The sequence below is a fragment of the Bacillus sp. LQ01 genome, assembly GCF_057624735.1.
This window is the reverse complement of the sequence record NZ_JBYEZL010000001.1, coordinates 238,899-261,208: the sequence shown is the minus strand read 5'-3', so window position 1 is coordinate 261,208 and position 22,310 is coordinate 238,899. Positions and strand designations below refer to the sequence as shown.

Below are 22,310 nucleotides of genomic sequence, written 5' to 3'. Positions count from 1 at the left end.
GTTTAGTTGGAGTGGAAAATAAGTATTATAATTTTGATCCATCAGTAGATACGGATGAGCGCACGAATTTAGAAATTGAATTACTATTAGAAGCAGTATTTAAACTATCAGGATTTGATTTTCGCCAATATGCTCGCACATCTATTTATAGAAGAATTTGTAATAGAATGCAGCTCTCTAATATCCCTACCATTTCAAAATTAATTGAAAAAGTAATTCACGAGGAAGGGGTTTTAGAACAGTTATTAAATGATTTCTCGATTAATGTAACTGAGATGTTCCGTAACCCTGCCTTTTTTAAAGCGCTTAGAGAGCATGTTATTCCTGAATTAAAAAAGCAACCTGAAATTAGAATTTGGCATGCTGGATGCGCAACTGGTGAAGAAGTATTATCAATGTCCATCTTACTTCACGAAGAAGGATTAAGTGAAAAGTCGGTTATTTACGCAACAGATATGAATACAAATGTGTTAGAAAAAGCAAAACAAGCTATCCTCCCGTTAAATAAAATGCAAACTTATACGAAAAATTATTTACAAGCTGGCGGTACACAAGCATTTTCTAACTATTATTCAACAGATAATCGTTTTGCTTATTTTAATCCATCACTTTTACAAAACATTATTTTTGCACAGCATAATTTAGTAACCGATCAATCTTTTAACGAGTTTCATATTATACTTTGTCGTAACGTTTTAATTTACTTTACAAGTAAACTTCAAAATCAAGTGCAGCAACTATTTTATGAAAGCTTAGGTCACAATGGTTTTCTATGTTTAGGAAATAAAGAAACTCTTCGTTTTTCAAATATAATGCCGCATTATACCCAATTTAATCCTAGCGAACAAATTTATCAAAAAATACAATAAAAAGCGTATGAAATCCTCTGTTTGGATTTCATACGCTTTTTATTTCGCATTCGTTTGTATCATAATTAGACACATATCATCTGATTGCGCTTTCTTTTGTTCTTCCTTGTAAAACCCTTCTATCTCGCCTTCTAAATCTCCCCATTTTCTTTCTGTAAAAGTACGTAATTTCTCTTCAGCCTCAAATTCATCATTTGCAATTGCTTCAAGAACACCATCTGTAAACAATACGATTTGAGCGTTCTTCTCAAAAGGTATAACTGTCTTTTTAACTTTTATTTCATCAAAAAATCCTACCGCACAACTCCCGCGATTTAGTTCAACCATATTTGTTTCATCAACTAAAACGTATCCAGAAGGATGCCCTGCATTTACATATTCAATCGTTCTCTTTTCTGTATCTACTACTAAATATATCGCTGTAAAATAATATGGAATATCGTCATTCTCATTATGTAAAAGAGTCATATATTTATTTAAGTCTTTAATGACAAGTTCTGGATCGATTAAAGATTTAATCGTTTCACGTAATACAGACGAAATAAACATACAAACTAATGAAGCAGATATACCATGTCCCATCACGTCTAATAATATAATACCGTAGCGGTTTTCATCGATTTTATACCAATAATACATATCTCCAGCTAATTTAAATGAAGGTAAGTAACTTGCTTCAATTTTTATATAATCTTCTCTTAATGGGCTACTTAATAAGTTTCTTTGTACTTGCGTAGCTAAATCTAGTTCATTCCGAAGATTTTCTTCTTGTTCTTTATGCCAATTTAATTCCGATTTCAAGCGTAACGCTACACGCATACGTGCTAATAGTTCAACTTTATTTATAGGTTTCGTAATATAATCCATTGCCCCCATATCAAGAGCTTCGGCCAATTTATTGGCATCCTCTAAAGCTGTAACAAAAATAATAGGAATATCTTTAAACTTCTCCTCTTTTTGTAATCGCCTACAAACTTCAAGTCCATCAATTTCAGGCATCATAATATCTAATAAGATTAAATCAATTTCATTATACCTGGAAGAATCTTCTCCAAATTGAATGTATTCGAAAAGCTCTTGTGCAGAATTCAGCGATACAAGATCCTGATATCCGGCTTGTTTTAAAATTTTTTCAATTACAAAGATGTTAACCGGATTATCATCGACAATTAAAATGGACACAAGTTATTTCCCCTTTTCTTATTTAAAATGTAAATCTATTATCATTTTCTATTTTTCTAGTATTGCATACTCAGTTACAAAATGAAAATTTCCTACTCTAACATAATTTTTATACAGCAAAAGAACAAACCCCCAGAAATGAGAGTTTGTTCTTTCATTCTATAAATTTCCACTATTAATTTAACACCATTGCTTTGTCATTTAAAAGACGATCTAATTCTTCCATATGATTTGTTTCATCTGCAATCATATCTTCTAACTTTACAACTAACTCTGTCATATTTAATTTCGCTGCCTGTTCTTTTCTCGTTTCATAACGCTTAATTGTCTCATATTCTGATTGTCTAGCCGACTCTAACATTTCTCTAACATCTTCTACTTGTTTCACTGGTAAAGGGATTGTAGTAGGTGTACCACCTAACGTCTTAATTTTCTCCGCTAAATATAGGGCATGTCCTTGTTCATCACTAATTTCAGATTCAAAGAAAGGTTTTAACACTTGTCTATATATACCAGAAACTGTAGCTGCATTATGGTTATACATAATAATTGCTGAGTATTCTCCTGCTAAATCTTCATTCAATCCTTCGATTAGTTCTTTCACATCGTGTGACATTTTTATATCTCCTCCTATATTTAATAACTACCCCTTTTCTCATGTTTTAAACATAATGATTTTAAATTTTTATGTATCTAAAAATGCTGCTTGCTTCAATTTACTTATCGCTTGTCTTTTAATACGAGAAACGTGCATTTGTGAAATACCTAACCGTTCCCCTGTATCTTTTTGATTTAAATTTTCTCCAAATATATAATGAATAACACTCTTTTCTGTGTCATTTAATACGTTGAAAATATCCTTTAAAACGAGACGCCTTTCTGTCTCTTCATATCCTTGCTCTACTTCACCTACAGATTCAATCCTCGCTACCGAACTGCCATCAGATGAATTTTCAACTACATCATCTAAGGAAGATACGCGATAATTATTTTTCGCATCCATAATTTCTAGCACTTCCTCTTCGGATAGTCCTAAATAATCTGCAATCTCTATAATCTTCGGTGAACGCTGGAAACGATCTGTTAGCTCCTCTATCGCAAGTTTAATCTTCCCGCCTAAATCTTTAATTCGCCTTGGAACGTGAATACCCCAAGTTTTATCACGTAAATATTTCTTTATTTCGCCTACTATTGTAGGTATTGCAAACGGCTCAAAAGCATTCCCTATCGAATAATCATACCTTCTTATTGCACCTAAGAGCCCTAACATTCCTACTTGTATAATATCTTCATGCATCGGCCCACCTTTTGAATAGCGATATGCAATGGAGTATACAAGATTTTTATAGTGATTAACCAATCTTTCCTGTGCTTCATCACATTGGTTTTGTTGGAAGTCTGCAATTAGTTTAATAACGTCTTCTTTAGTAAGATTTGTAGGTTGAGATTGGATTTCCATCATTCTCCACCTGCTCTCTTTGTATATATTTTGTCATTAAAACTGTCATGCCCTCATCATGCATAATTTGTATATCATCCATTAACGTATTGATTAAATATAAACCTAAACCATTTTCTGGCAAATGTTCTACTGGTTTATTAATATCATACGGACCAACTTTACTTTTTAAGCTATTAAAATCAAAGCTAACTCCATTATCCGCAGCCATAATTTCTAATCGATCTTCATATAAGCCAAAGACAATTGTAATTTCTCCAACGTCTTCTTTATATGCATGTTGTACAATGTTTGTACAAGCTTCACTAATAGCAATTTTCATATCTTCTATATCGTCATAAGCAAAGCCCATTCGATTCGCAACACCAGCCATTGTTAAACGAATAATAGCCACATATTCTGCTTTTGCAGGAATTTTCATTTCTATCTTTTCAAATCTCTCCATCATCCCTAGTCACCTTCTTTCTACTTTTTCAAAATCGGAATTCAAATTTAATATTTCTGTTAGCCCTGTAATATCAAATAATCTTTTTAGCCTTTTAGACACACCAGTAAACTCTAGCTTCCCATCATTTTTCTTAACTGCTTTTAATAAAGCTATAAAAACTCCTAAGCCTGTACTATCCATATAATCTACGTTATGAAAATCTACTACAATATGAACCTCTTTTTCGCTTGTAATAGGCATTACCTTATTTTTTAAATCTGATGCCGTATACGCATCAATCTCACCATTAAGTTGTACCGTATAACCTACATCATTTTGCAAAATATTTATTGCCAAATTCATCATTTCCGCCCCCTTATCTCGAACTTTTACTATTTAATTACCCATAAAAATTAGTTTTAAACATATTTTTTTATTTTCATTATAAATAAATTTTCTACACCTTTCTCGGCTTAACACTTAAATCGTACTAATAAATGTTTAAAACTTATAATTTTGTGTATGTATAATGTATAAACATTATTTTTAGGGGGATCTATCTATGGAAGAGCACAACTTTAAAAAGGGAGATTTCGTTCAATTTTCTTATCGACACGATCATGCTACAAAATTAGTTGGTTCCATTATTAACATACTAACGAATACAATTGTAGTTGATATAAGTAATAGCGAGGACTTATCTCATATAGAACCAAGGCAAGTCGTAAGAATAAATAATTGTAAAAAGGTAACGATGGCTTAATACATAATAGAAAGTGTAATGTTAATGAGTGGGGGGTTCTTCATCCTCCACTCATTCCTATGTAAAATACATAAAAAAGCATCCAAATTAGTTTAATTGGATGCTTTTTTATGTATTTTTATCAGTTCATTAACTTTATAACTATATATAATAAACTTAAGATTACTATTTATTATCATACTTACGCTTTCCGCAGCATTCTAGAGAAGAATGTAACGATTAAAATAAAGACGATTGCACCTAATAACGCTGGAAGAACAAAAATGCCTCCCCATTCAGGACCCCAATGACCAAATAACGCACTACCTACCCAAGATCCGATTAATCCGGCAATCACGTTACCAACTATACCTAACGGAAAGTCTTTTCCTGTAATCATTCCAGCTAACGCACCAATAAGTCCACCTACAATACACGTAATAATAAGTCCCACAATTAAACCTCCTATATTCGTTTTATATTGAATTCATCAAGCTTTAGTATGTAACTAAAGCTTGATGAACATATATTATTCTTTATTATCCAATTCATCACTTATCTTTTGTTTCACTTTTCCGACTTTTTCTTTTATCGTTCCCTTCGTTTTTTCCCACTTACCTTCATTTTTCAACTCTCTATCTTCTGTAACTTCACCAATTCCTTCTTTTACTTGTCCTTTTTTCTTTTCAACTTTACCTTTAACTTGTTCTTTTAGTCCGTTCTCACTCATATTTACAATCTCCTTTTCGTAATAGATTTATAGATTTAAAGGATACAAATTTAAATAGAATACATGCATCTTCTTTCTTGTAACCATTCACCGACTCTTTCTAAATCCTTAACGAATAACAAGATTTTCCCTTCATCCAGTTTTTCTTCATAAAAGTTCGCTTCTTCCTCATTAAGCCCTAACTCTTGCATTTTATTTCTTAACTGATCTCCTGTTTTTTGAAAGACGTTAATAATGCTTGTCCCAAGTCCCTCCTCTTTTATCCCAATTGTATTCACGTCTGCATTGTCCGCAATTCTATCTGTCCTATCTTTCTCATGCGTTAATACGTAAATATCTTTTTGGTCTATTCCTTTTTTCACGAGATCATTCGCCGCATTCATGACCTCTTTCTCCGTAATAAATTCATATACAAAAGGTTTACTATACTTCGTTTCCATCTTTAACTTCCTCCTTTAAAATGAATTATTTGTTATATTATATGTAGTACACCCATTTTCGAAATGTTAAACATAAAATATGAAAAAAGTTATGTGAATTTTGATTTTAATAGAGAATGAATATCATCATTTACCACTTTAAAACATCTTCTCCTTACAATAACTACCTAAATTAACAGAAAATTGTTATAATTAAACTTGAGAAGGGATACTATGAAAAAAATCATATCTATATGCGCTCTAACCGCTTTATCTTTCACTTTAATAGGTTGTACAAGTACCTCGGCTACAGATAAAGCTTCACAAGTTAAGCAAGAACATAAACAAAATACCTTTCAATTAAATTCTGCTAATATTACAGACATTGAAATACTGAAAACAACAAATCATACTACTTCCAAATCTCAAACAGACAACGAAAAAATGATACAATCTATCGTTTCAGCAGTCCAAAGAGGCACTACTAAACAAATCACACTAGATCAAAAAAAGAGAGAATCTGCACATTCTACTATTACTGTTACATATAAAGATGACTCAAAAGAAGAATTTCTTGTGTGGGCTGATAATAAGGAGAAAATTTCGATTGCTAAAGATGAGAAGAAAGATAAGGTAGAAGGTGTGATAGTGAATATTAAAGATGCTAAAATAATGAAGGATTTCTTTTAAAATTCTAATTAACGTTAAAAAAAAGTAGGATTACATCCTACTCTTTTTTTAATCATGCTCAATAAATAAACCTTTATAAAATCTATTTAAGGTCTAATTTTGCTAAATCATGTTGTAAAACATTGTTTCCTTCTTGTGGGTTAAATACGATTGCACTAAGACCAAAAACATTCGTAACAACATCTCTATCTTTCGGACGAATGATTCTTACTTCATAAGCAAAAAGTGCTGGAGGAAGAGCTGCTGAACGAAAAGTAACATATCGATTAGGTGGCAATGTTTGTGTTGAAGGGTCTATTAATGGTAACAATACCGGAGAACCAGATGACCAATCAAACATTTCAACTGTTACTCTACGAGTATCATCTGGATCAACATTCATAGCTTCAACAGTAAGAAATAACGTAGCGGAATGTCTACGTAATACACCCGTTGACAAAGTTTCATTGTGATGTTTATGACATCTTCCAGGAGGATGACCATAGCCATAGCTCATATCAATTCCCCCCTTTCATTTACAATTAAGGACAAGTATTCCTTATAATATATAATGCTAGTATTATTTTAATGAAAGGTATAAAAGCGGATTTCTATCTATATTATTAGATATTTTATTTTTCATTTATTCGCTCTTAAAGAATAAAATGAAACTTTAATCAGCCCCCACCAATCCGGGTCTTACTATCCGAAAAATAGCGGCATAAATCTATTTTAAAAAGGACCTGCTCCATTTATTCGTAAAAAGCATAAAGTAAATGGAATCCGTTAAAACACATGAGTGAACCTTTGTTTTTCTCCTCCTATTTAAAGGAGGAACTGTTATGGGCTTTGGTGGTAGTTGTGGCGGCTGTGGCTTCGCTGGAGGATTTGCTTTATTAGTTGTATTGTTTATTTTATTAATCATCGTTGGAGCTGCTTGCTTCTGCTAAAAACTATCGAAAGGACACTCACGTGAGTGTCCTTTCTTCATGAAAAAAGCTCTACGCAATGTGCAGAGGTTCAAGTGTAACGAATACTTTAAAAATGTAGTATTACATTCCCCCTCCAAAATGAACTTCGATGCTATAAATTTCGTTTAAGTGCAATCTTAATATTTTAGTTTAATAGCAATATGGTGAAACTTTATTCCAAACAATATTGCTATTGCACCAAAGTAAAACAAACTGGACAACCTAGATTTCAAAAGGAAGACACCTTAAAGGTTGTCTTTTCTTTATAAGTAAAAAAAGCCCGCCTATTTCCGTAGGCGGGCTTTATCTTTATTACACAATATGAAAGTATACTCTCTTTTTCTTTGAAATTTTATGTAATTATACATATTCATGAAAATAGAAGAAGTGAAATTGTACGTTTAGATACAGTTTGGCAACAAACTAACTGTTTTCTTGTGCATTAATAGACAACTACTGCAAGAGTTATAGTTTTTATGTTTTCATTTCCTTTTTGCATTTCTCTTTTAATTAGACGAATGCTTTTTTTAGTACATAATAAAAAATATCCAGAAAAACTGTCACAAAATCCGTTTTTCTGGTTTCTCTATAATACAGGTATCAAATTGAAAGTGAGGTTTAAACGAACATGTTAACCATAGAAAATGAAGAAAGTCATGCTTCTGATATGACCTTTGAAGATTTATTTAAGCAGTACTATGCTTACGCTGTGAAACAAATCATCTGGATCGTTAAAGATCAATCTATCGCTGAAGAGTTATCACAAGAAGTATTTTTACAATTATATCGTAGTGATTGGAAAGGGATTGAAAACATACCTGGATGGTTGATTAAATCTTCTACTTATGTAGCCTATAACCATTTTCGATCTGAAAAAAGGCAGCAAGCGAAGATTGATAAAGAAATACAATACCATGAAGTACAAAATGTTTCATCATTAGACGATGATTGGATAAGAAAAGAAGAAATTACAAAGGTCCAAACGATACTAAATAAAATGAATGATCGAGAACGAACCCTTTTACTAATGAAATTCTCTGGTTTTCAATATAAAGAAATTGCAGAAGTACTTCAAATTGAAATATCTTCTATTGGAACATTATTGGTCCGAGCCAAAATGAAATTTCGCAAGATTTATAAACAAATGGAGGAGGCATAACAAATGAAATGTTATGATATCGGATTTATTCAAACATATATTGATGGAGAACTTTCTCATGATATAAGAAAGGAATTTACAAAGCACCTAGATACATGTAAAGCATGCCAAGATTTATTAGTAGAAATCAATAGATTAAATCAATGGGAAAACGTAATGCTAGATGAAGAGTCTGCAAATTCACCACAAGAAATCAAAATTGATATAGAACAAGCATGGAAAACATTTGAAAGTCGTTCCAAGTTAGACAATGTTTCTAATATAAATCACAAAAAACAACAAAAGAAGGGAATCTTTACAAACATGAGTAAAAAATCAAAGCGTTTCATTTATACAGCAGTAGCTGCAGCAGCACTTTTCACAACAGCAATGATTCCACAAGTACAAGTGGCGGCTACAAATGTTGCCTCGTATTTTTCTAATGCAGTTACAAACGATAAGGTTGTAAATGAAGGAATAAAAGATGAAAATGGTATCACACAAGATATGATGAAGAATGGTAAGTATATTCCTATTGATGAAAAAATTACAGATCAAGGTATTACTGTACATCTCAAAGAAGTATTTATCGCAGATTCACGTATATCAGTTCATTATAGAATGGAAAAAGCGGACGGAAGTTTAGTACCATTTGAATTTGATACATCAGGATTAAATCTTGAGAGTGATGGTAAAATTGATGGGCAACAAGAGGAAAACCCTGAGATTAAAAATGACGGGAGACTATCATTTATCCATGATTCAGATGATTATCTTCCTTTTGAACTTATGGCAGCAGGTAAAAAGTTAGATAAAATAGGCATTCGTGATAATGATAGACCTGAAGGTGTTGCTACATTTGTTATAACTACTGAAGAAAAAGACGTTTTTAAACAGCCTCTTACTTTAGACGTAAATATAACTAGAATTGGAAAAGTAATTGGTTCTTGGAAAGCTCAAATTCCAATTGATACTTCACATTTGAAAAATAATACGAATTAACATGAAAAAAAGAATAGAACAATATGTATCTAATTCTCAGTTTATATGTTTCCTTGTTTTCGTTACATTTATTTCGTATATAGTTTTTACTCTATATTTTATTTATGATTTAAGTTTATAACCTTAAATCAATCATTTAAGACCATTATAAGAAAAAGCCCTCTAAAAAAGTGGGGGAATAAATAACCGGTTTCTTAACGTATAAGGAATCGGTTATTTTGTATTTAAAATGCGTCTAAACGTACAATTTTCTTTTTTTATAAAAAAGCAAAGATACCCTAAGGTGACTTCCTCCGACTTGAGCTATGTTTAGTTGTTTTGTTTATTGAGAAATACAATAATTTATTTATGCTGGCCGTCTGTATGAGGTCCTTTTGTAGTCCATGCAGCGGTTAACAAGAAGATAATAGCATTGATGACACCTAAAAGTCCCTGCTTAATCCACATAGATAATGCAGCATTTGTGCCAATGGCTAGAAAGATAAGCATTACTGTGTATCTATTGAATCTCAGTATAGACAACCTCCCAATGAGAGTATATTTAAGGGGATTTCATCATTTTTTTGTTCCGTAAAACATTGTACTTCCTAGTGAAGAGAAATTCAGTTTTACTTCTATAACTCGCCCTGTTTCCACTCTTTATTATGGATATCCAATCCTTCTTGACCAAAGAAATGGAGAATAAATTCTTTTTCATCACTATCAGTTTTTTTAGCTAGTTTAGATCCCTCCATACTTTGCTTTTTTCCTGAACGTAAATAATGAATTTCTTCAAAGTCTTTAACTACAGATTCGAACTCTCCATCATACCATTTGTTCAGAATAGATTCATATTTTGGTCTTTCATCATTATTAATAACATTTAAGTTGTTTTTTAAGTATTGAATGTTTTCTTTCGTCATTTGCAATCGCCCTACATCACGGGTACCGGAAACATGAAGATTATTCCTACTGAATGTGAGTTTTTGTAAAGACATATGTATCATCATATCATTTATAGTTTGCTCGTTTTGGATTTCACCAATCGACTGTGCCGCTTTAGAGAGTTCATCTTCACTTACTACATAACTATCTTTTTGCTGCTTTTGAATGGTTTGAACTTTCGGTTTTTCCTGAACCTTTTCTTCTTGTTTAGGTTTTGATTCAGTTGTAGCCTTCTCATTTGAGCTACAAGCAGCCATTCCCATAAGCAATGTACCGCATGTTAATACCGTTAGTAACTTTCGGTTCATTTTTTTCCGCCTATCTGTATTAGTTATTTTAAACAGTTTTTTTAATGTAAGATTTCTCATCTCATAGTAGCAAAGAATTTATCTTTATATTGTCATGTCTTGTCGAAGAATAATAAAAAACAACCTAGATCCTATAGGATCTAGGTTGTTTTTAATACGTAAACGTAATCGTCACTAAAGAATACCCTTCTTTCGCATTATACGACTCCGCTTTATAAGAAACACGGTTGGACCCTTGCGGATAACCGATTTCCCCAATTGCATTTTTCACATCTTGCAGCGCACCGTTCATTGATTGCTTATAAAGTACTTCTATCTTTTCTGGCTTTGCACTATAACGCTGCTGCATTTTATTTTTTAATTCAGTATAGTTATTTGCAATATATTCATTTCCTAAATAGTTTAACTTTGTATCTTTTAATATTTGCTGATATGCAGACGTTTTCGTACTACCTGCCGCAATTTTATTTGTCAGTGTACTATAATAATTTGTTGTAGCTTGCGGATAGTCTCCACGGTTCCACTCATGATTTCTTGCGATTTGTTCATCTGATAAATTGAAATACGAATACGTTACGCGGCCCTGCTCATCTGGAACCGGATCATCGAATGTTGTATCAAGGTGATACCATTTGTTTTCGATTTTCACTAAATTCCAAGCATGAGGTTGTCCGTCCCCAGTTCCTGTCACGAAATGATTTTCAATTCCTGCTTCTTTTAATAATTGATAAGTTAATAGTGCGTAACCTTGGCAAACCGCAGAACGATTTACAAGTGCTTCATATGCTGTGTAAGCTTTATAAGACGTATCATAAGAAACATGCTTTACTACGTAATCATGAATCGCCTTCACTTTTTCGTGATCATCCATTCCAACTTGAGTGATAGAAGAAACGATTGCTTTCGCTTGTTTCATGACATATTCCGTCTGTTCTTTCGTTTCACGATATGTAATCTTAAGCGTAAACGTATAATTTCCAGGTGATCCAGAAAGTCCATATGAAACATTCGATCTATTATTATTTGTATACTCATTTTTACTTGCCACTTCTTTATATGCGTTAAAAAGTGTATTCATCACTTCGTCTGTATTATTATTTTTCGTTTTATATGGCAGTGTAATATTTGTCTCGTATGTATTAATACGCTTTTGTACTTCCTCTTTAAACGCTGTTAATAATGCCGCATCTCCTGTATCTTTCACATCAGCATTTTTATACTTCAAAGTTTTATATAAAAACTGCGCATACTGTTCACGTGTTACTGTGCCATACGGTTCAAAATTCCCGTTCCCTGTGCCATCTGCGATTCCATTTGACTGCACCGCACTAATTGCATTTTCTGCCCAAAATGGATTTGGAACATCCTTAAAGGTATGTTTTTGTTTTGCCGCAAGATGGAAAGCATTCGTAAGAATTTGTGCCATTTCTGCACGATTCACAGAAGCTTTCGGTCTAAATTGGCCATTTTCATCACCTTTAAAAACTCCTAAATTTGTTAAAGTTAATACCTCTTCTGGGAACATTGTAGAACTTTGATTAATATCACCGTAAGGATTTTTAAACGTAGACCCATCCTTTAATACGTAACGAGTTCCATCATTACTAAACGAGCCGCCTTGTTTATTTGGTACTAACACTCGATAAATTAAAGCCGCAACTTGCTCCCTTGTCGCAACATCTCCAAAACCAAATATCCCATTTCCATAACCGGAAATAATATTTTTACTCGCTAAATCTTTAATCGCAGGATATGACCAATGTGATGTCGGCACATCAGAAAAAACACCCACTTCAGCAGCTTTTACATCGCTGCCATTTGTATATAACAACGCACCACCAATAAGTGATAATGATGTAATTGATTTTAATAGTTTTGTATACATAATGTCTTCTCCCAATACGCTCTCTATTTTTGTTGGTTTATGTCGAAAAATCTAAAAATATGACAAAATATATTATACAATTAAAACTTTTTAAGGGATATATTAAATTTTAAAATATGCAAAAATTCATATTGTTATAAGGATTCATAGTGATATTATGTTATTTTACTTGCGAATATATAAATAAAAAAACGCTCATCTGAGCGTTTCATCTATATACCTAATAATTACTTTTTTCTACACTTCGAACTCTTCTTCGGTAATAATCCTTTGATCTAACAACTCTTTATACTCCAATATTTCTTTAGCCCCACGACTCTCCATGCGTATATCGTATAACACTTTTTGTATTGACCTTTGATTGGTCCGTTGAAAGATTTACTCCATTTAGAAATAATTCTATTGAATTTTTCACCACTAGCCACAAAAACATCTTATAATCTTTATATAATAAACTACAGTATTAGGAGTAGATAAAATGCCAGTTACACTCGAACTTATTCTTTTCATTCTTATAGCAATTAGTGCTGTTGGCTATTTAATAAAAGAATTTCAAAAAACTAGGAAACGAACACTTGGAATTTCACTAGAATTTTTAGTTCTTTTCTGGTCAATATGGAGAATATCAACTCTCATAATCTAATTTATAAAACATGAATTCCTTCGAATGAAGTGAAACTCTAATCAGTGGGGGTTTTACGGGATAAATTTACCAGTATTTTCACCACAACATTCATGTTAAAATCCCTTGTGAGTACGACATAACTCGACCTTATGAAGCTCCGCAGCTTTTATCGCGGAGCTTTTTTTATTTAAATTAACGCTTTTGTTCACTTTTTTGATACATTTACGAAACATTCATATGTTACGTTATATAAGTCCTTTTTTAAATCATATTCATTCTAGTAAAAAGTCCTAGTCCCCCTAGGACTTTTTGCATTCAAATAATGAGTTGTCTTTTTTCTCAATAACCGAAACTATTTAACATGGTAAAATAATAATTGGACTGGCATCCAATACCATATTACAATGGAGCAAATCGCAAGAAGGCACCTTAGGGTGTCTTTTTTATACATAAAAAAATCTCACCATCTTATAGAAACGATAAACTCTTTAAAACAATAATTGCAACTATATTAACTTTACATTACATTAAGGTTAGAGAATGTCCTTATATTAATAAAGTGCTAAATAGTAGGTGGAAAAATGGAATTTAACGATTTGGGTATTACCATTAAAGAACTTAGAATTAAAAAAAATATATCTCAATCCGAATTATGTCATGGAATTTGTTCACAAAGTCAAATTAGCAAGATCGAAAAAGGTGTGATTTATCCATCTAGCATATTGTTATATCAATTATCAGAAAGACTTGGCATTGATCCGAATCATATATTTGCACTAACTCAAAACAAAAGATTAAAATATACAGAAAATGTAAAATACGTAATAAAAGATTGCTTAAAGCAAAAACAATATAAAGAACTTTATGAAATAGTAAAAAAAGAGAAAAACTTAAATAATTTTCAAACAAAAGAAGAGAAACAATTTCTAATATGGCATGAAGCAATCGCTATATTTGAGGTAAATAGATCAACAAAAACTGCTTTAACTCTTTTAAATCATGCATTAAAACTAACTTTAACCAATTCTGATTTTTTATCAGAAAGAGAAATACATATTATGCAGACAATGGCTATATTTCATGGAGAAAACAAAGAATATGAAAAAAGTATTACGATATTAAAAAGATGTTTAACTAATTTTAATAAGTTAGATCTTCCTAGAGATAAAGAAATTAAATTAAAAATCATTTTCAATTTAGCAAAATGTTTAGACTTCACATATCAACATGAAGAGGCAATAAAATACATTGATAGGGGCATCAAATTAGCAATTAATCTAAATACTTTATACCTATTAGGTGAACTATTCTATTTAAAAGGTCAGTGTTTATTAAAAATGAAACAACATAATGTAGAAGATGTTGTTTATAACTGGAAAAAAGCATTATTTATATTTGAACTAACAGAAAAAGAATATTATATAAAAATGGTACAAGATGAACTTATTGAAATACAAAATAAAAAACACTCATAATTTCATAAAAACTACTTACAAATCCTACAGAAAAAATCCTTATAGCTTTTAAACTTAGATCGATAATATTAAAATAATTTAAGCCGGCGGAAGGCACCTTTAGGTGTCTTTTCTTTATTTTTACAAGGACCTGCTCAATTAATTTTTAAAAACATAATAGGGAATATTGTTTTATTTATCTCATTTTCATTCATGCTATATATAAAATTCGTTAATAAACCCACCTCAAATACTAGTTCCTTTTATAAGCCGTTTTTTTGATGTAGATGACATTATTCTCAATACAATAGAATGAATTATTGGAACATACTTAGCAATATATATCAAAAAATAATATTAAGAAAACCCCTCCACCTTAAGGTAGAAGGGATCTTCTAATTTCTATTTCAAACTACCCAAAATTTCCGTAAAGGTACCCTAAGCGCATGTGTATCTGGATATCCTAAACTTCTTTCACCAACTACCACTCCTCTGCCGAACGATCTTTCACCGATAGATTGTATGCCGTGAAGTGCTACTTGTAACATTTCAATTCAGATATACGACAGTAAAGAATACATTATCACAGTGTCAGCAAGCAAAAGTGTATTCTGCATTTCTGAAAACAGTAGATGGCAGATTGTGACCTACTGAATCTGCTAAGAAAGAATATACAAGAACATCCTTAACATCCTCTTTATTTCCACTAATGATGACATCAAGGAAATCTTCTACTTGAAATTCTGGAGTAAACAACACAATCTTAGTTGTTCTGTTTGGTTCTAAAGAAACAAAAGTACGAGAGATTTCAACTAATTCATTTTGAGTTGGGAAAAAGGTGTTTCGACTTCTCTTAACAGTTACCGTTACATTACTAGTATGGCAGCGTGAATCATTGTTTAACATAATGTTGAGAGCAGTTGGAATAATCCCATTTTCAGAAACTGGAACTCGAAACACTCCAGTAGATTTATGAGCCATATAATCAGATCCTTCCAAAATAAAATATATTTACAATATATTAGATGCAAAAAACGTTCATTTTGATATGGACAAATTATATGATTAATATATCTATAATAACCCTCGGTATTACTAAGCCAATGTTTTAAAAGATTAACAAATAATTACCTCTGCAAATTTAGAAAATATCTACACTTTTTACAAACATTATTACAATTAGATAAACTAAAGCAATATCTCATTAACAAAGGGACTCCATAATTGGAGTCCCTTTGTTAATGAGATATTAAAAATGATCAGCATGTGAATATTGTATAATTTCTTCCTTTTTTAGAGCATGTTGTGTATCACCTGTATTGTTACTAAATGATAATACTATCACTAATCCTAACGTCGCTAATATAAGCTTCTTCATTATTTTAACGCCCCTTTGCTTAGTAGTTTTTGTTTCGCTTCGTAACATACATCGAAATAATCACTAACTTTTTCATGCTTATTCAATTTGCTGCGACAACATCATTTGATAAAAATCATTAAGTTGTTGCATAACTGCTTCATGCATTAAAATATTTGTGCTCATATCACTACGTCCTCCTCAACTACTTCTATTTACCTAAAAATTACCATAATTCTGTAAATTATATAATAGTTCAACCTCTAATTGTAAATCGATAAAAAACAACAGAACATTCTGAATAAAGAGAAGGGATTGGCTAACAAATGGTTACTGTATAAAAAATAAAAAACTTGTGATATTGCTTTTATCATATTTGCTCTTATATATGGTTCTGTTACAAAGTTTGCTAAGTTAATATAAACTCTAGAAAAAATGAATAAAGATCACCACAGCTGAGCTATCTTTAATCCGTATAATAATATAAACATTCTATTAATTCATATTATTAATAAGGAAATACTTAAATATTCGATTTTTTTCTAAAAGTGTATTATACTGTAAATTGCTGAGGGATACATTTTAGTATTTTCTGGTAAATATTCAGTTTGTTAGGTTGTTATTAGTATTATGGTAACGAAAACCTTATATTTTCCCTTGAAGATAAAGCATTAGCAGCAATTACATCGAGATATCATAATAATAATTATTTTCTTAACAATATCACGGAATTTTAATTCAGAAAATTCTAATCATTAACTAATATAAAGTGCTAAATAAAATATTTAGACAATTGAAGTCCAACAACGATTAGAAGATATATATATTAGAAAAGGAATTTTGGGAGATCTTATCCTATATAACTAATACATATAGCGTTGTATCTTTAAATCAATAAATTTTTCGATAAGCTAGTTAATAGATTATTGAATTTAATCTTTTGATAGAGTTAAAAAAATCAACTTTATATTCTAATTTAGAAATTATTAGGTGGTGTCAGTAGTGTTTGAGTATCTTTTAGTTAAAGCTTTATTTACTATTTTCTTAATTAGCCTAATCGTGTTAATCAGTGTAATATGGACTAAAATAGAAAAAATTATGGACGAGACTGTATTTAAAAACGTTTCTGAAAAAACCAGATATGTAGGAACTATGATAATTGTTATGGTAGGAGAATTTGTTCTCATAGTCATTACTTCATTAAATTGGAAAGCTTCAATTATTGACACACTCTTTTTTGGTAGTATTATTTTGTTCTGCTGTATATGGCTAATACCTTATTTTGTTAATCAACAACAAAACGTCGCTAAAGTTATGGATAAGCATTTTAGTGGAGGGGTAGATTTAGGTGAAATTCAAGTTCATCGTGCGAAACTTTCTGCATTTAATTTAGGAAGTATTGTATTTTCTATAGTGGGAATTATTATACCTATTTGTTATTATTTTAAATATTTTTTTTAACGGTTTATTGGTTCTGTTGGAAATTTTTTAAAGATATAGTAATAGGTGAGATTACAGATATTTATGTAGAAACAACTTAGATGTATAAGACAATCCATGTGAGCGAAAACAGTAAAATACCCTATAAGGTCTCTTTTACTTGTATTAATTAAAAAAATGGTACTAATTTCCAAAACTTCCACTAGGACTTCTTTTTAGCTGCCCTCCCACCACTATGAGAGGTAAATGAAGGAAACCGATACAGCTTGTGCGTATGCAGTGCATTTTGGTCTGGGTCACAGTCTTTTAACGTGGTCGAACTACAGGGGGAGTAAGCATATTCCCGATGGATCCATTTCTATACCTCCATTATCTAGGGAAATCCCCCAGTATCCAAGACTAAATTTTACCCATACATCATTTTTTGATGTAGCTCTTGAAGATAAAAACTATTTAATTTTCAAGGAACAGTTATTAACTTAAAACTTATTATACGAGGAGGGTGTATCATGAAAAAAATATGCTTTGTATTAATTGTCGACGCTGGTATAAATTATGGTTCAATATTTTCTCTACCATTTTTAAGGAATCAGGATGATTTGAAGGAATATTTCTCTAAGTATTATAATGTTTCAATTAATTATATTAGGGATAAAAACTCAGTTGACTATTTGGTAGTTCCCAAACCGTGTCCAGCTTTTGATAATGAAAATAATCTTCCAATAATTGAAGTACCAGCAATCTTATTTATGGAAAAGAATTTTGAAAAAATAAAGACTTATATAGACAATTATTTTTCTAATAACTCATAAAGAAAATAAAAGTACAATAAAAAGAAGTCCGATAAAAAACGAGTGGTATAGAATATTTCTATTAATCATTCGTTTTTTATTATATTTACATATATTTTTTAAAAGAGGATTATAGACGCTCTGAAAAAAATTAATTATAACAAGAACAGTGTTCGTGCTACTATCTACGGTTATTTTTTGTACTAAGTACCCCTTTAACTAACAAGACAACAAAAAATAATTAATATATTAAAGTGAATAATGTTACTATTTTTCAAACCTAATCTAGAAGACACCGGAATTCTTTCGGCTTCATATTCCTTCATCAGCTCAAAATCAGCCTGATTATTAACATCTAACTTTCGTAAATCTTACTTTTTATCTATTTGACGTATCATATTTGAAACCTTCAAGCTGAAGCTACTTTCTTGCACCTTTTCAAAACCAAATTTAGGATAAAATTCTAACACCGTATCATTCGCGAATAAGTATATAAAATCATAATTCTTCTCGTATTTTTTAATGATATGATTCATTAATTTAGTCGCTAAACCTTGATGTCTATAATCCGGATGTGTCATCACTGTACCCAATTGAATTGCTTTATATTCCTTACCGTTAGAGATTACATTCATTTTATTAATAGATGTATTTGCGATGACTTTATCTCCATCCACATAAGAATAGCAAATATAGTTATCATTCCAACAGCCCCTGTCATACCATCCTTTAAAATCCAATTCAAATACATGTTTTGCAAGGTCATTAAAGCTTTCCTTATATTTTTCATTTTGCTTGTAGTCACTAATTAATTGATATTCATTCATGATAAATCCTCCATTTTTTATTATATTTTCCTAAAAAGAGTGTATATTTCTTACAACAATCTACTACTAAGTTTTCGTTAATCACCGCCTTATAATAGGTGTAACGGCATAGAAACATGCTTCCGGAATCAAAAAACGACAAAAAAAAGACCACAAGAAGAAACATCTTCTCATGGTCAAATTTCTGTCTATTATAAATACACCTATCCCGAAAGAATAGATATCGTGAAATAACATGAAATTTTTTGATAAGATATAATGCCTTCTAACCGCTACTAGTAAAAGGGTATAACAAATAAAATCAAGGAATTATCCTTAATTTGACCTTTTACAGTATAAAATTCGTTTGAATTTTAATTAGCGATTAATAAGCTTCATCATATACAATCAAAACCTCTTTTCAATATAATTTCTTACTAAGAATATCTCCTTTGAAAACCGTTGTAAATGAAGACATAACAAAAAACAAGATTTATGTCCTTCTGTATCACCAAAATCGGTCGTTTTTGGTGATATAAAAAGACACATACTATTATTCTGGAAAACTACAGAATAATCCCTCCGCCTTAAGACAGAGGGACTTTCTCATTCCTATTTCAAACTACCTGCAATCTCCGTAAAGATAACCCCAAGTGCATGTGCACCTGCATCAGGGTATCCTAAACTTCTTTCGCCAACTGTACCAGCGCGGCCCATGCGAGCTACGATTTCTTTCGTGTACTCTGCTCCTTTAACCGCTGCTTCTGCACCTTTTTCAAAGGCAGTTTTTACGTCTACTTCGTTTGAGGCGCTATCTAACCAAGAGTCTACACATGGAGCAAGTGCGTCAACAAGCGTTTTGTCACCAACTACTGCTCCTCTGCCGAATGATCTTTCACCGATCGATTGGATGCCTTGCAGTGCTGCTTGCAGTATTTCAGCGAATTCTTTCACTGTTAACTCACGCTTCTCGCCTGCTGCTTTACTAGCTGCGCGGAATGCACCGCCCCAAATTGGACCAGAAGCGCCGCCGCAATGTTCCATAATAATCATGGAGCAACCGTCAAGGAATGATCCGATTGTTACGTTCTCTTGATCTACAATAGAATGCCACTCACGTTTTAATTGCTTAAATCCTTTTGCTACACTCATTCCGAAATCGCCGTCACCAGCGTGCGTGTCTAACTCACAGAATGGCACTTCATTTTTAATGATAATATCGCTCATTTTATCAACGAGATAAATCATGTTGTTTAATGTAATGACATTATCTTTAATAACAGCGTGTTCTTCTGCTGTTTCTAGTTCAAATGAAACTTCCTTCTCTTCTGTTTCTTCAAGTACATTTACATACTCTAAACTTTCAACTGGTCCATCTACTTTAAACGCTGGTGTATTACATTCTTTTGATAGTAATGTTTTTAACTCATCATCTAATTTCATTACAGTTAAAGACATACCAGCCATATCGATACTCGTCATATAGTTGCCGACGAATACTCTATTAATTTTAATGTTTCTAGCAGCTAATTCTCGCGTCACTGCATTGTTAAATAAGTAAAGTTCCTGCAGTGGTGTTCCGCCAAAACCGTTAACTAGAAGTGCGATTTCCTCGCCATCTTTTACTCCTAAATCTTTTACAAGGTCATTTGTCATACGGTTCGCTAGTTCATCTGCTGACAACATTTTTTCACGCTTAATTCCTGGCTCGCCGTGAATACCTACGCCGTATTCCATTTCATCTTCCGCAAGTGTGAAAGTAGGTGATCCGCTCGCTGGAACTGTACAAGACGTTAACGCTAAACCGATTGTGCGCACGTTAACCGCTGCTTTTTCTGCGACAGTTTTCACCGCTCCTAAATCCATACCTGCTTCCGCTGCTGCGCCGGCAATTTTATGAACTAAAATAACTCCTGCAACGCCGCGGCGTCCTACTGTATACAGACTATCTTCTACCGCAATATCATCGTCCACTTTTACGTAGTCGACTTCAATTCCATCTTCCGTCGCTAAATGCGCACCGTTTTTGAAATTCATAATATCGCCGCTATAATTTTTAATAATTAATAACGTACCTTTTTTACTAGCTGTTTCTTTAATTGCTTGATATACCTGAATTTGTGAAGGAGAAGCAAAAACATCTCCGCACACCGCCGCATCTAACATTCCTTTTCCGACTAATCCTGCATGTGCCGGCTCATGGCCACTACCGCCGCCACTAATTAACGTTACTTTGTTTTCGTTCATTTCTTTCTTCTTAATAACTTTATATTTTTTCAAAAGTTCAAGCTCTGGGTGAGCCATAACCATTCCGTTACACATTTCCATTACTAATGTTTCTGGTTTGTTTATAATCTTTTTCATTGTGATTATCCCTCAATTCCTTTAATATATTGTGATATATTTGAAATCTTCTTCTTACTACTCATGTTAAAATGAAAGCGTTTTATAGTAAACGGACAAAATGGACAATCTGTCTAAAGACACCGCTCTCATTTATAGATAGGATTTTTATATTACTAACATTCTAGGGATGATTCAGATGACCTCTTCTATAATTTCTAAAAAGATAATCGCGAACTCATTGAAATATTTAATGGAAACAGAGTCGTTTCATAAAATATCAGTGAGCGATATTATGTTACACTGTCAAATGCGTAGGCAAACTTTTTATTATCATTTTAAAGATAAATTTGAACTATTAAGCTGGATTTATAGAGAAGAAACGAAAGAAAATATTATAGACTTTCTCGATTATGAAAAATGGGAAAATATTTTTGATTTATTATTTGATTACTTTTATGAAAATCAAAAATTTTACCGAAATGCTTTTAAAGTTATTGAGCAAAACTCGTTTAATCACTATTTATTTGAGCATACGAAAAACTTATATATGAAGATTATTGATGAATTATCTGTGAGCTGTGGATTCAGCCTTTCTGATGAGACAAAAAATACGATTGCCTCCTTTTATAGTCACGGCTTCGTTGGCACGATAAAAGATTGGATTGAAAGCAAGTGCGAAGTAGATCCATCCATTATGTCTTCTCTCATGAAAAATATGATAAACAATCAATTACTACTATTACTGGAGCAATCAGCAAAGTAATTA

General features: G+C 31.8%; 26 protein-coding genes and 1 pseudogene. 10 read left to right on the top strand and 17 right to left on the bottom strand.

Annotated elements, in window-relative coordinates; translation table 11 throughout:
* The first annotated feature begins 11 nt into the window (after positions 1-11).
* Positions 12-869: a CheR family methyltransferase gene (locus AC22L0_RS01460; protein ID WP_000429042.1), complete on the top strand. Its 858-nt coding sequence runs from the start codon at positions 12-14 to the stop codon at positions 867-869.
* A gap of 39 nt (positions 870-908) precedes the next feature.
* On the opposite strand, the gene AC22L0_RS01455 is transcribed toward AC22L0_RS01460, so the two are convergent.
* The 5 genes from AC22L0_RS01455 to AC22L0_RS01435 form a co-directional block, all read right to left on the bottom strand.
* Entirely contained in the window at positions 909-2,051 is a 1,143-nt protein-coding gene (locus AC22L0_RS01455; protein WP_000025538.1) for a fused response regulator/phosphatase, read from the bottom strand.
* Between the two features lie 175 nt (positions 2,052-2,226).
* Complete coding sequence (locus tag AC22L0_RS01450; protein WP_000017755.1) at positions 2,227-2,667, bottom strand: ferritin-like domain-containing protein; 441 nt, start codon at positions 2,665-2,667, stop codon at positions 2,227-2,229.
* 69 nt (positions 2,668-2,736) lie between these two features.
* Positions 2,737-3,513, bottom strand: a complete 777-nt coding sequence (gene sigB / locus AC22L0_RS01445) for an RNA polymerase sigma factor SigB (protein WP_087966199.1) — start codon at positions 3,511-3,513, stop codon at positions 2,737-2,739.
* Complete coding sequence (gene rsbW / locus AC22L0_RS01440) at positions 3,476-3,958, bottom strand: anti-sigma B factor RsbW (RefSeq protein WP_000970580.1); 483 nt, start codon at positions 3,956-3,958, stop codon at positions 3,476-3,478. The genes sigB and rsbW overlap by 38 nt, the downstream gene beginning before the upstream one ends.
* A gap of 6 nt (positions 3,959-3,964) precedes the next feature.
* A complete protein-coding gene (locus AC22L0_RS01435; RefSeq protein ID WP_002060869.1) occupies positions 3,965-4,303 on the bottom strand; it encodes an STAS domain-containing protein in 339 nt (112 codons plus the stop codon).
* Between the two features lie 196 nt (positions 4,304-4,499).
* Here AC22L0_RS01435 and AC22L0_RS01430 point away from each other — a divergent pair, with 196 nt between their 5' ends.
* Complete coding sequence (locus AC22L0_RS01430; protein WP_000391011.1) at positions 4,500-4,700, top strand: hypothetical protein; 201 nt, start codon at positions 4,500-4,502, stop codon at positions 4,698-4,700.
* A gap of 181 nt (positions 4,701-4,881) precedes the next feature.
* Here the strand turns inward: AC22L0_RS01430 and AC22L0_RS01425 are convergent, their stop codons facing one another.
* The 3 genes from AC22L0_RS01425 to AC22L0_RS01415 all read right to left on the bottom strand — a co-directional run bounded on the left by AC22L0_RS01425 (position 4,882) and on the right by AC22L0_RS01415 (position 5,849).
* A complete protein-coding gene (locus AC22L0_RS01425) occupies positions 4,882-5,133 on the bottom strand; it encodes a GlsB/YeaQ/YmgE family stress response membrane protein (protein ID WP_000522903.1) in 252 nt (83 codons plus the stop codon).
* 75 nt (positions 5,134-5,208) lie between these two features.
* Positions 5,209-5,409 carry a CsbD family protein gene (locus AC22L0_RS01420; RefSeq protein ID WP_001293468.1) on the bottom strand — a complete coding sequence of 67 codons (201 nt, stop codon included), beginning with the start codon at positions 5,407-5,409 and terminating at the stop codon, positions 5,209-5,211.
* A 50-nt stretch (positions 5,410-5,459) separates the two neighbouring features.
* On the bottom strand, positions 5,460-5,849 hold the full coding sequence (locus AC22L0_RS01415) for a YflT domain-containing protein (RefSeq protein WP_000448802.1): 390 nt from the start codon (positions 5,847-5,849) through the stop codon (positions 5,460-5,462).
* A gap of 213 nt (positions 5,850-6,062) precedes the next feature.
* On the opposite strand from AC22L0_RS01415, the gene AC22L0_RS01410 reads away from it, so the two are divergent.
* Positions 6,063-6,518, top strand: a complete 456-nt coding sequence (locus AC22L0_RS01410) for a hypothetical protein (protein ID WP_087966201.1) — start codon at positions 6,063-6,065, stop codon at positions 6,516-6,518.
* An 82-nt stretch (positions 6,519-6,600) separates the two neighbouring features.
* On the opposite strand, the gene AC22L0_RS01405 is transcribed toward AC22L0_RS01410, so the two are convergent.
* Positions 6,601-7,014, bottom strand: coding sequence for a hypothetical protein (locus tag AC22L0_RS01405; protein ID WP_000120204.1), 414 nt, complete (start codon positions 7,012-7,014; stop codon positions 6,601-6,603).
* A gap of 325 nt (positions 7,015-7,339) precedes the next feature.
* On the opposite strand from AC22L0_RS01405, the gene AC22L0_RS01400 reads away from it, so the two are divergent.
* The 3 genes from AC22L0_RS01400 to AC22L0_RS01390 all read left to right on the top strand — a co-directional run bounded on the left by AC22L0_RS01400 (position 7,340) and on the right by AC22L0_RS01390 (position 9,608).
* Positions 7,340-7,447 (top strand): YjcZ family sporulation protein, encoded by a 108-nt coding sequence (locus AC22L0_RS01400; protein ID WP_000505670.1) that lies wholly within the window; start codon positions 7,340-7,342, stop codon positions 7,445-7,447.
* A 649-nt stretch (positions 7,448-8,096) separates the two neighbouring features.
* Positions 8,097-8,627, top strand: a complete 531-nt coding sequence (locus AC22L0_RS01395; protein ID WP_487272091.1) for an RNA polymerase sigma factor SigX — start codon at positions 8,097-8,099, stop codon at positions 8,625-8,627.
* A 3-nt stretch (positions 8,628-8,630) separates the two neighbouring features.
* Positions 8,631-9,608: a DUF4179 domain-containing protein gene (locus AC22L0_RS01390; protein ID WP_000650423.1), complete on the top strand. Its 978-nt coding sequence runs from the start codon at positions 8,631-8,633 to the stop codon at positions 9,606-9,608.
* 342 nt (positions 9,609-9,950) lie between these two features.
* Here AC22L0_RS01390 and AC22L0_RS01385 read toward each other — a convergent pair whose 3' ends face one another.
* The 3 genes from AC22L0_RS01385 to AC22L0_RS01375 all read right to left on the bottom strand — a co-directional run bounded on the left by AC22L0_RS01385 (position 9,951) and on the right by AC22L0_RS01375 (position 12,725).
* Positions 9,951-10,097 (bottom strand): hypothetical protein, encoded by a 147-nt coding sequence (locus tag AC22L0_RS01385; protein ID WP_170925783.1) that lies wholly within the window; start codon positions 10,095-10,097, stop codon positions 9,951-9,953.
* Positions 10,098-10,222: 125 nt separating this feature from the next.
* A complete protein-coding gene (locus AC22L0_RS01380; RefSeq protein WP_087966203.1) occupies positions 10,223-10,840 on the bottom strand; it encodes a DUF6241 domain-containing protein in 618 nt (205 codons plus the stop codon).
* 151 nt (positions 10,841-10,991) lie between these two features.
* Positions 10,992-12,725: an S-layer homology domain-containing protein gene (locus AC22L0_RS01375; RefSeq protein WP_058839203.1), complete on the bottom strand. Its 1,734-nt coding sequence runs from the start codon at positions 12,723-12,725 to the stop codon at positions 10,992-10,994.
* 1,206 nt (positions 12,726-13,931) lie between these two features.
* Here AC22L0_RS01375 and AC22L0_RS01370 point away from each other — a divergent pair.
* Positions 13,932-14,825 carry a helix-turn-helix domain-containing protein gene (locus AC22L0_RS01370; protein WP_087966205.1) on the top strand — a complete coding sequence of 298 codons (894 nt, stop codon included), beginning with the start codon at positions 13,932-13,934 and terminating at the stop codon, positions 14,823-14,825.
* Positions 14,826-15,268: 443 nt separating this feature from the next.
* On the opposite strand, the pseudogene AC22L0_RS01365 reads toward AC22L0_RS01370, so the two are convergent.
* From AC22L0_RS01365 to AC22L0_RS01355, 3 genes and pseudogenes are all read right to left on the bottom strand, one after another.
* Positions 15,269-15,355: pseudogene (locus AC22L0_RS01365) on the bottom strand (dihydroxyacetone kinase, ATP-dependent); the annotation flags it as partial.
* Positions 15,356-15,395: 40 nt separating this feature from the next.
* Positions 15,396-15,785, bottom strand: a complete 390-nt coding sequence (locus tag AC22L0_RS01360; protein WP_000940662.1) for a hypothetical protein — start codon at positions 15,783-15,785, stop codon at positions 15,396-15,398.
* A 268-nt stretch (positions 15,786-16,053) separates the two neighbouring features.
* Positions 16,054-16,182 carry a hypothetical protein gene (locus tag AC22L0_RS01355; protein ID WP_000733538.1) on the bottom strand — a complete coding sequence of 43 codons (129 nt, stop codon included), beginning with the start codon at positions 16,180-16,182 and terminating at the stop codon, positions 16,054-16,056.
* A gap of 981 nt (positions 16,183-17,163) precedes the next feature.
* On the opposite strand from AC22L0_RS01355, the gene AC22L0_RS01350 reads away from it, so the two are divergent.
* Positions 17,164-17,622: a hypothetical protein gene (locus tag AC22L0_RS01350; RefSeq protein ID WP_046945632.1), complete on the top strand. Its 459-nt coding sequence runs from the start codon at positions 17,164-17,166 to the stop codon at positions 17,620-17,622.
* A gap of 488 nt (positions 17,623-18,110) precedes the next feature.
* Positions 18,111-18,413: a hypothetical protein gene (locus AC22L0_RS01345; protein WP_016109376.1), complete on the top strand. Its 303-nt coding sequence runs from the start codon at positions 18,111-18,113 to the stop codon at positions 18,411-18,413.
* A gap of 350 nt (positions 18,414-18,763) precedes the next feature.
* Here AC22L0_RS01345 and AC22L0_RS01340 read toward each other — a convergent pair whose 3' ends face one another.
* Positions 18,764-19,219, bottom strand: coding sequence for a GNAT family N-acetyltransferase (locus AC22L0_RS01340; protein WP_076775411.1), 456 nt, complete (start codon positions 19,217-19,219; stop codon positions 18,764-18,766).
* Positions 19,220-19,810: 591 nt separating this feature from the next.
* Positions 19,811-21,562, bottom strand: a complete 1,752-nt coding sequence (dhaK, locus tag AC22L0_RS01335) for a dihydroxyacetone kinase subunit DhaK (RefSeq protein ID WP_087966207.1) — start codon at positions 21,560-21,562, stop codon at positions 19,811-19,813.
* A gap of 178 nt (positions 21,563-21,740) precedes the next feature.
* On the opposite strand from dhaK, the gene dhaS reads away from it, so the two are divergent.
* Positions 21,741-22,307 (top strand): dihydroxyacetone kinase transcriptional activator DhaS, encoded by a 567-nt coding sequence (gene dhaS / locus AC22L0_RS01330; protein ID WP_000204212.1) that lies wholly within the window; start codon positions 21,741-21,743, stop codon positions 22,305-22,307.
* The last annotated feature ends 3 nt before the right edge of the window (positions 22,308-22,310 follow it).

What these genes read in the sequence shown, in the direction of transcription:
- AC22L0_RS01355 (WP_000733538.1), bottom strand. Translation starts at nt 16,182, where the DNA reads ATGAAGAAGCTTATATTAGCGACGTTAGGATTAGTGATAGTATTATCA.
- AC22L0_RS01360 (WP_000940662.1), bottom strand. Translation starts at nt 15,785, where the DNA reads ATGGCTCATAAATCTACTGGAGTGTTTCGAGTTCCAGTTTCTGAAAAT.
- AC22L0_RS01395 (WP_487272091.1), top strand. Translation starts at nt 8,097, where the DNA reads ATGTTAACCATAGAAAATGAAGAAAGTCATGCTTCTGATATGACCTTT.
- AC22L0_RS01430 (WP_000391011.1), top strand. Translation starts at nt 4,500, where the DNA reads ATGGAAGAGCACAACTTTAAAAAGGGAGATTTCGTTCAATTTTCTTAT.
- AC22L0_RS01340 (WP_076775411.1), bottom strand. Translation starts at nt 19,219, where the DNA reads ATGAATGAATATCAATTAATTAGTGACTACAAGCAAAATGAAAAATAT.
- AC22L0_RS01415 (WP_000448802.1), bottom strand. Translation starts at nt 5,849, where the DNA reads ATGGAAACGAAGTATAGTAAACCTTTTGTATATGAATTTATTACGGAG.
- AC22L0_RS01370 (WP_087966205.1), top strand. Translation starts at nt 13,932, where the DNA reads ATGGAATTTAACGATTTGGGTATTACCATTAAAGAACTTAGAATTAAA.
- AC22L0_RS01410 (WP_087966201.1), top strand. Translation starts at nt 6,063, where the DNA reads ATGAAAAAAATCATATCTATATGCGCTCTAACCGCTTTATCTTTCACT.
- AC22L0_RS01390 (WP_000650423.1), top strand. Translation starts at nt 8,631, where the DNA reads ATGAAATGTTATGATATCGGATTTATTCAAACATATATTGATGGAGAA.
- AC22L0_RS01400 (WP_000505670.1), top strand. Translation starts at nt 7,340, where the DNA reads ATGGGCTTTGGTGGTAGTTGTGGCGGCTGTGGCTTCGCTGGAGGATTT.
- sigB (WP_087966199.1), bottom strand. Translation starts at nt 3,513, where the DNA reads ATGATGGAAATCCAATCTCAACCTACAAATCTTACTAAAGAAGACGTT.
- dhaK (WP_087966207.1), bottom strand. Translation starts at nt 21,562, where the DNA reads ATGAAAAAGATTATAAACAAACCAGAAACATTAGTAATGGAAATGTGT.
- AC22L0_RS01375 (WP_058839203.1), bottom strand. Translation starts at nt 12,725, where the DNA reads ATGTATACAAAACTATTAAAATCAATTACATCATTATCACTTATTGGT.
- AC22L0_RS01420 (WP_001293468.1), bottom strand. Translation starts at nt 5,409, where the DNA reads ATGAGTGAGAACGGACTAAAAGAACAAGTTAAAGGTAAAGTTGAAAAG.
- AC22L0_RS01435 (WP_002060869.1), bottom strand. Translation starts at nt 4,303, where the DNA reads ATGATGAATTTGGCAATAAATATTTTGCAAAATGATGTAGGTTATACG.
- AC22L0_RS01405 (WP_000120204.1), bottom strand. Translation starts at nt 7,014, where the DNA reads ATGAGCTATGGCTATGGTCATCCTCCTGGAAGATGTCATAAACATCAC.
- AC22L0_RS01380 (WP_087966203.1), bottom strand. Translation starts at nt 10,840, where the DNA reads ATGAACCGAAAGTTACTAACGGTATTAACATGCGGTACATTGCTTATG.
- AC22L0_RS01450 (WP_000017755.1), bottom strand. Translation starts at nt 2,667, where the DNA reads ATGTCACACGATGTGAAAGAACTAATCGAAGGATTGAATGAAGATTTA.
- rsbW (WP_000970580.1), bottom strand. Translation starts at nt 3,958, where the DNA reads ATGATGGAGAGATTTGAAAAGATAGAAATGAAAATTCCTGCAAAAGCA.
- AC22L0_RS01345 (WP_016109376.1), top strand. Translation starts at nt 18,111, where the DNA reads ATGAAAAAAATATGCTTTGTATTAATTGTCGACGCTGGTATAAATTAT.
- AC22L0_RS01385 (WP_170925783.1), bottom strand. Translation starts at nt 10,097, where the DNA reads ATGCTTATCTTTCTAGCCATTGGCACAAATGCTGCATTATCTATGTGG.
- dhaS (WP_000204212.1), top strand. Translation starts at nt 21,741, where the DNA reads ATGACCTCTTCTATAATTTCTAAAAAGATAATCGCGAACTCATTGAAA.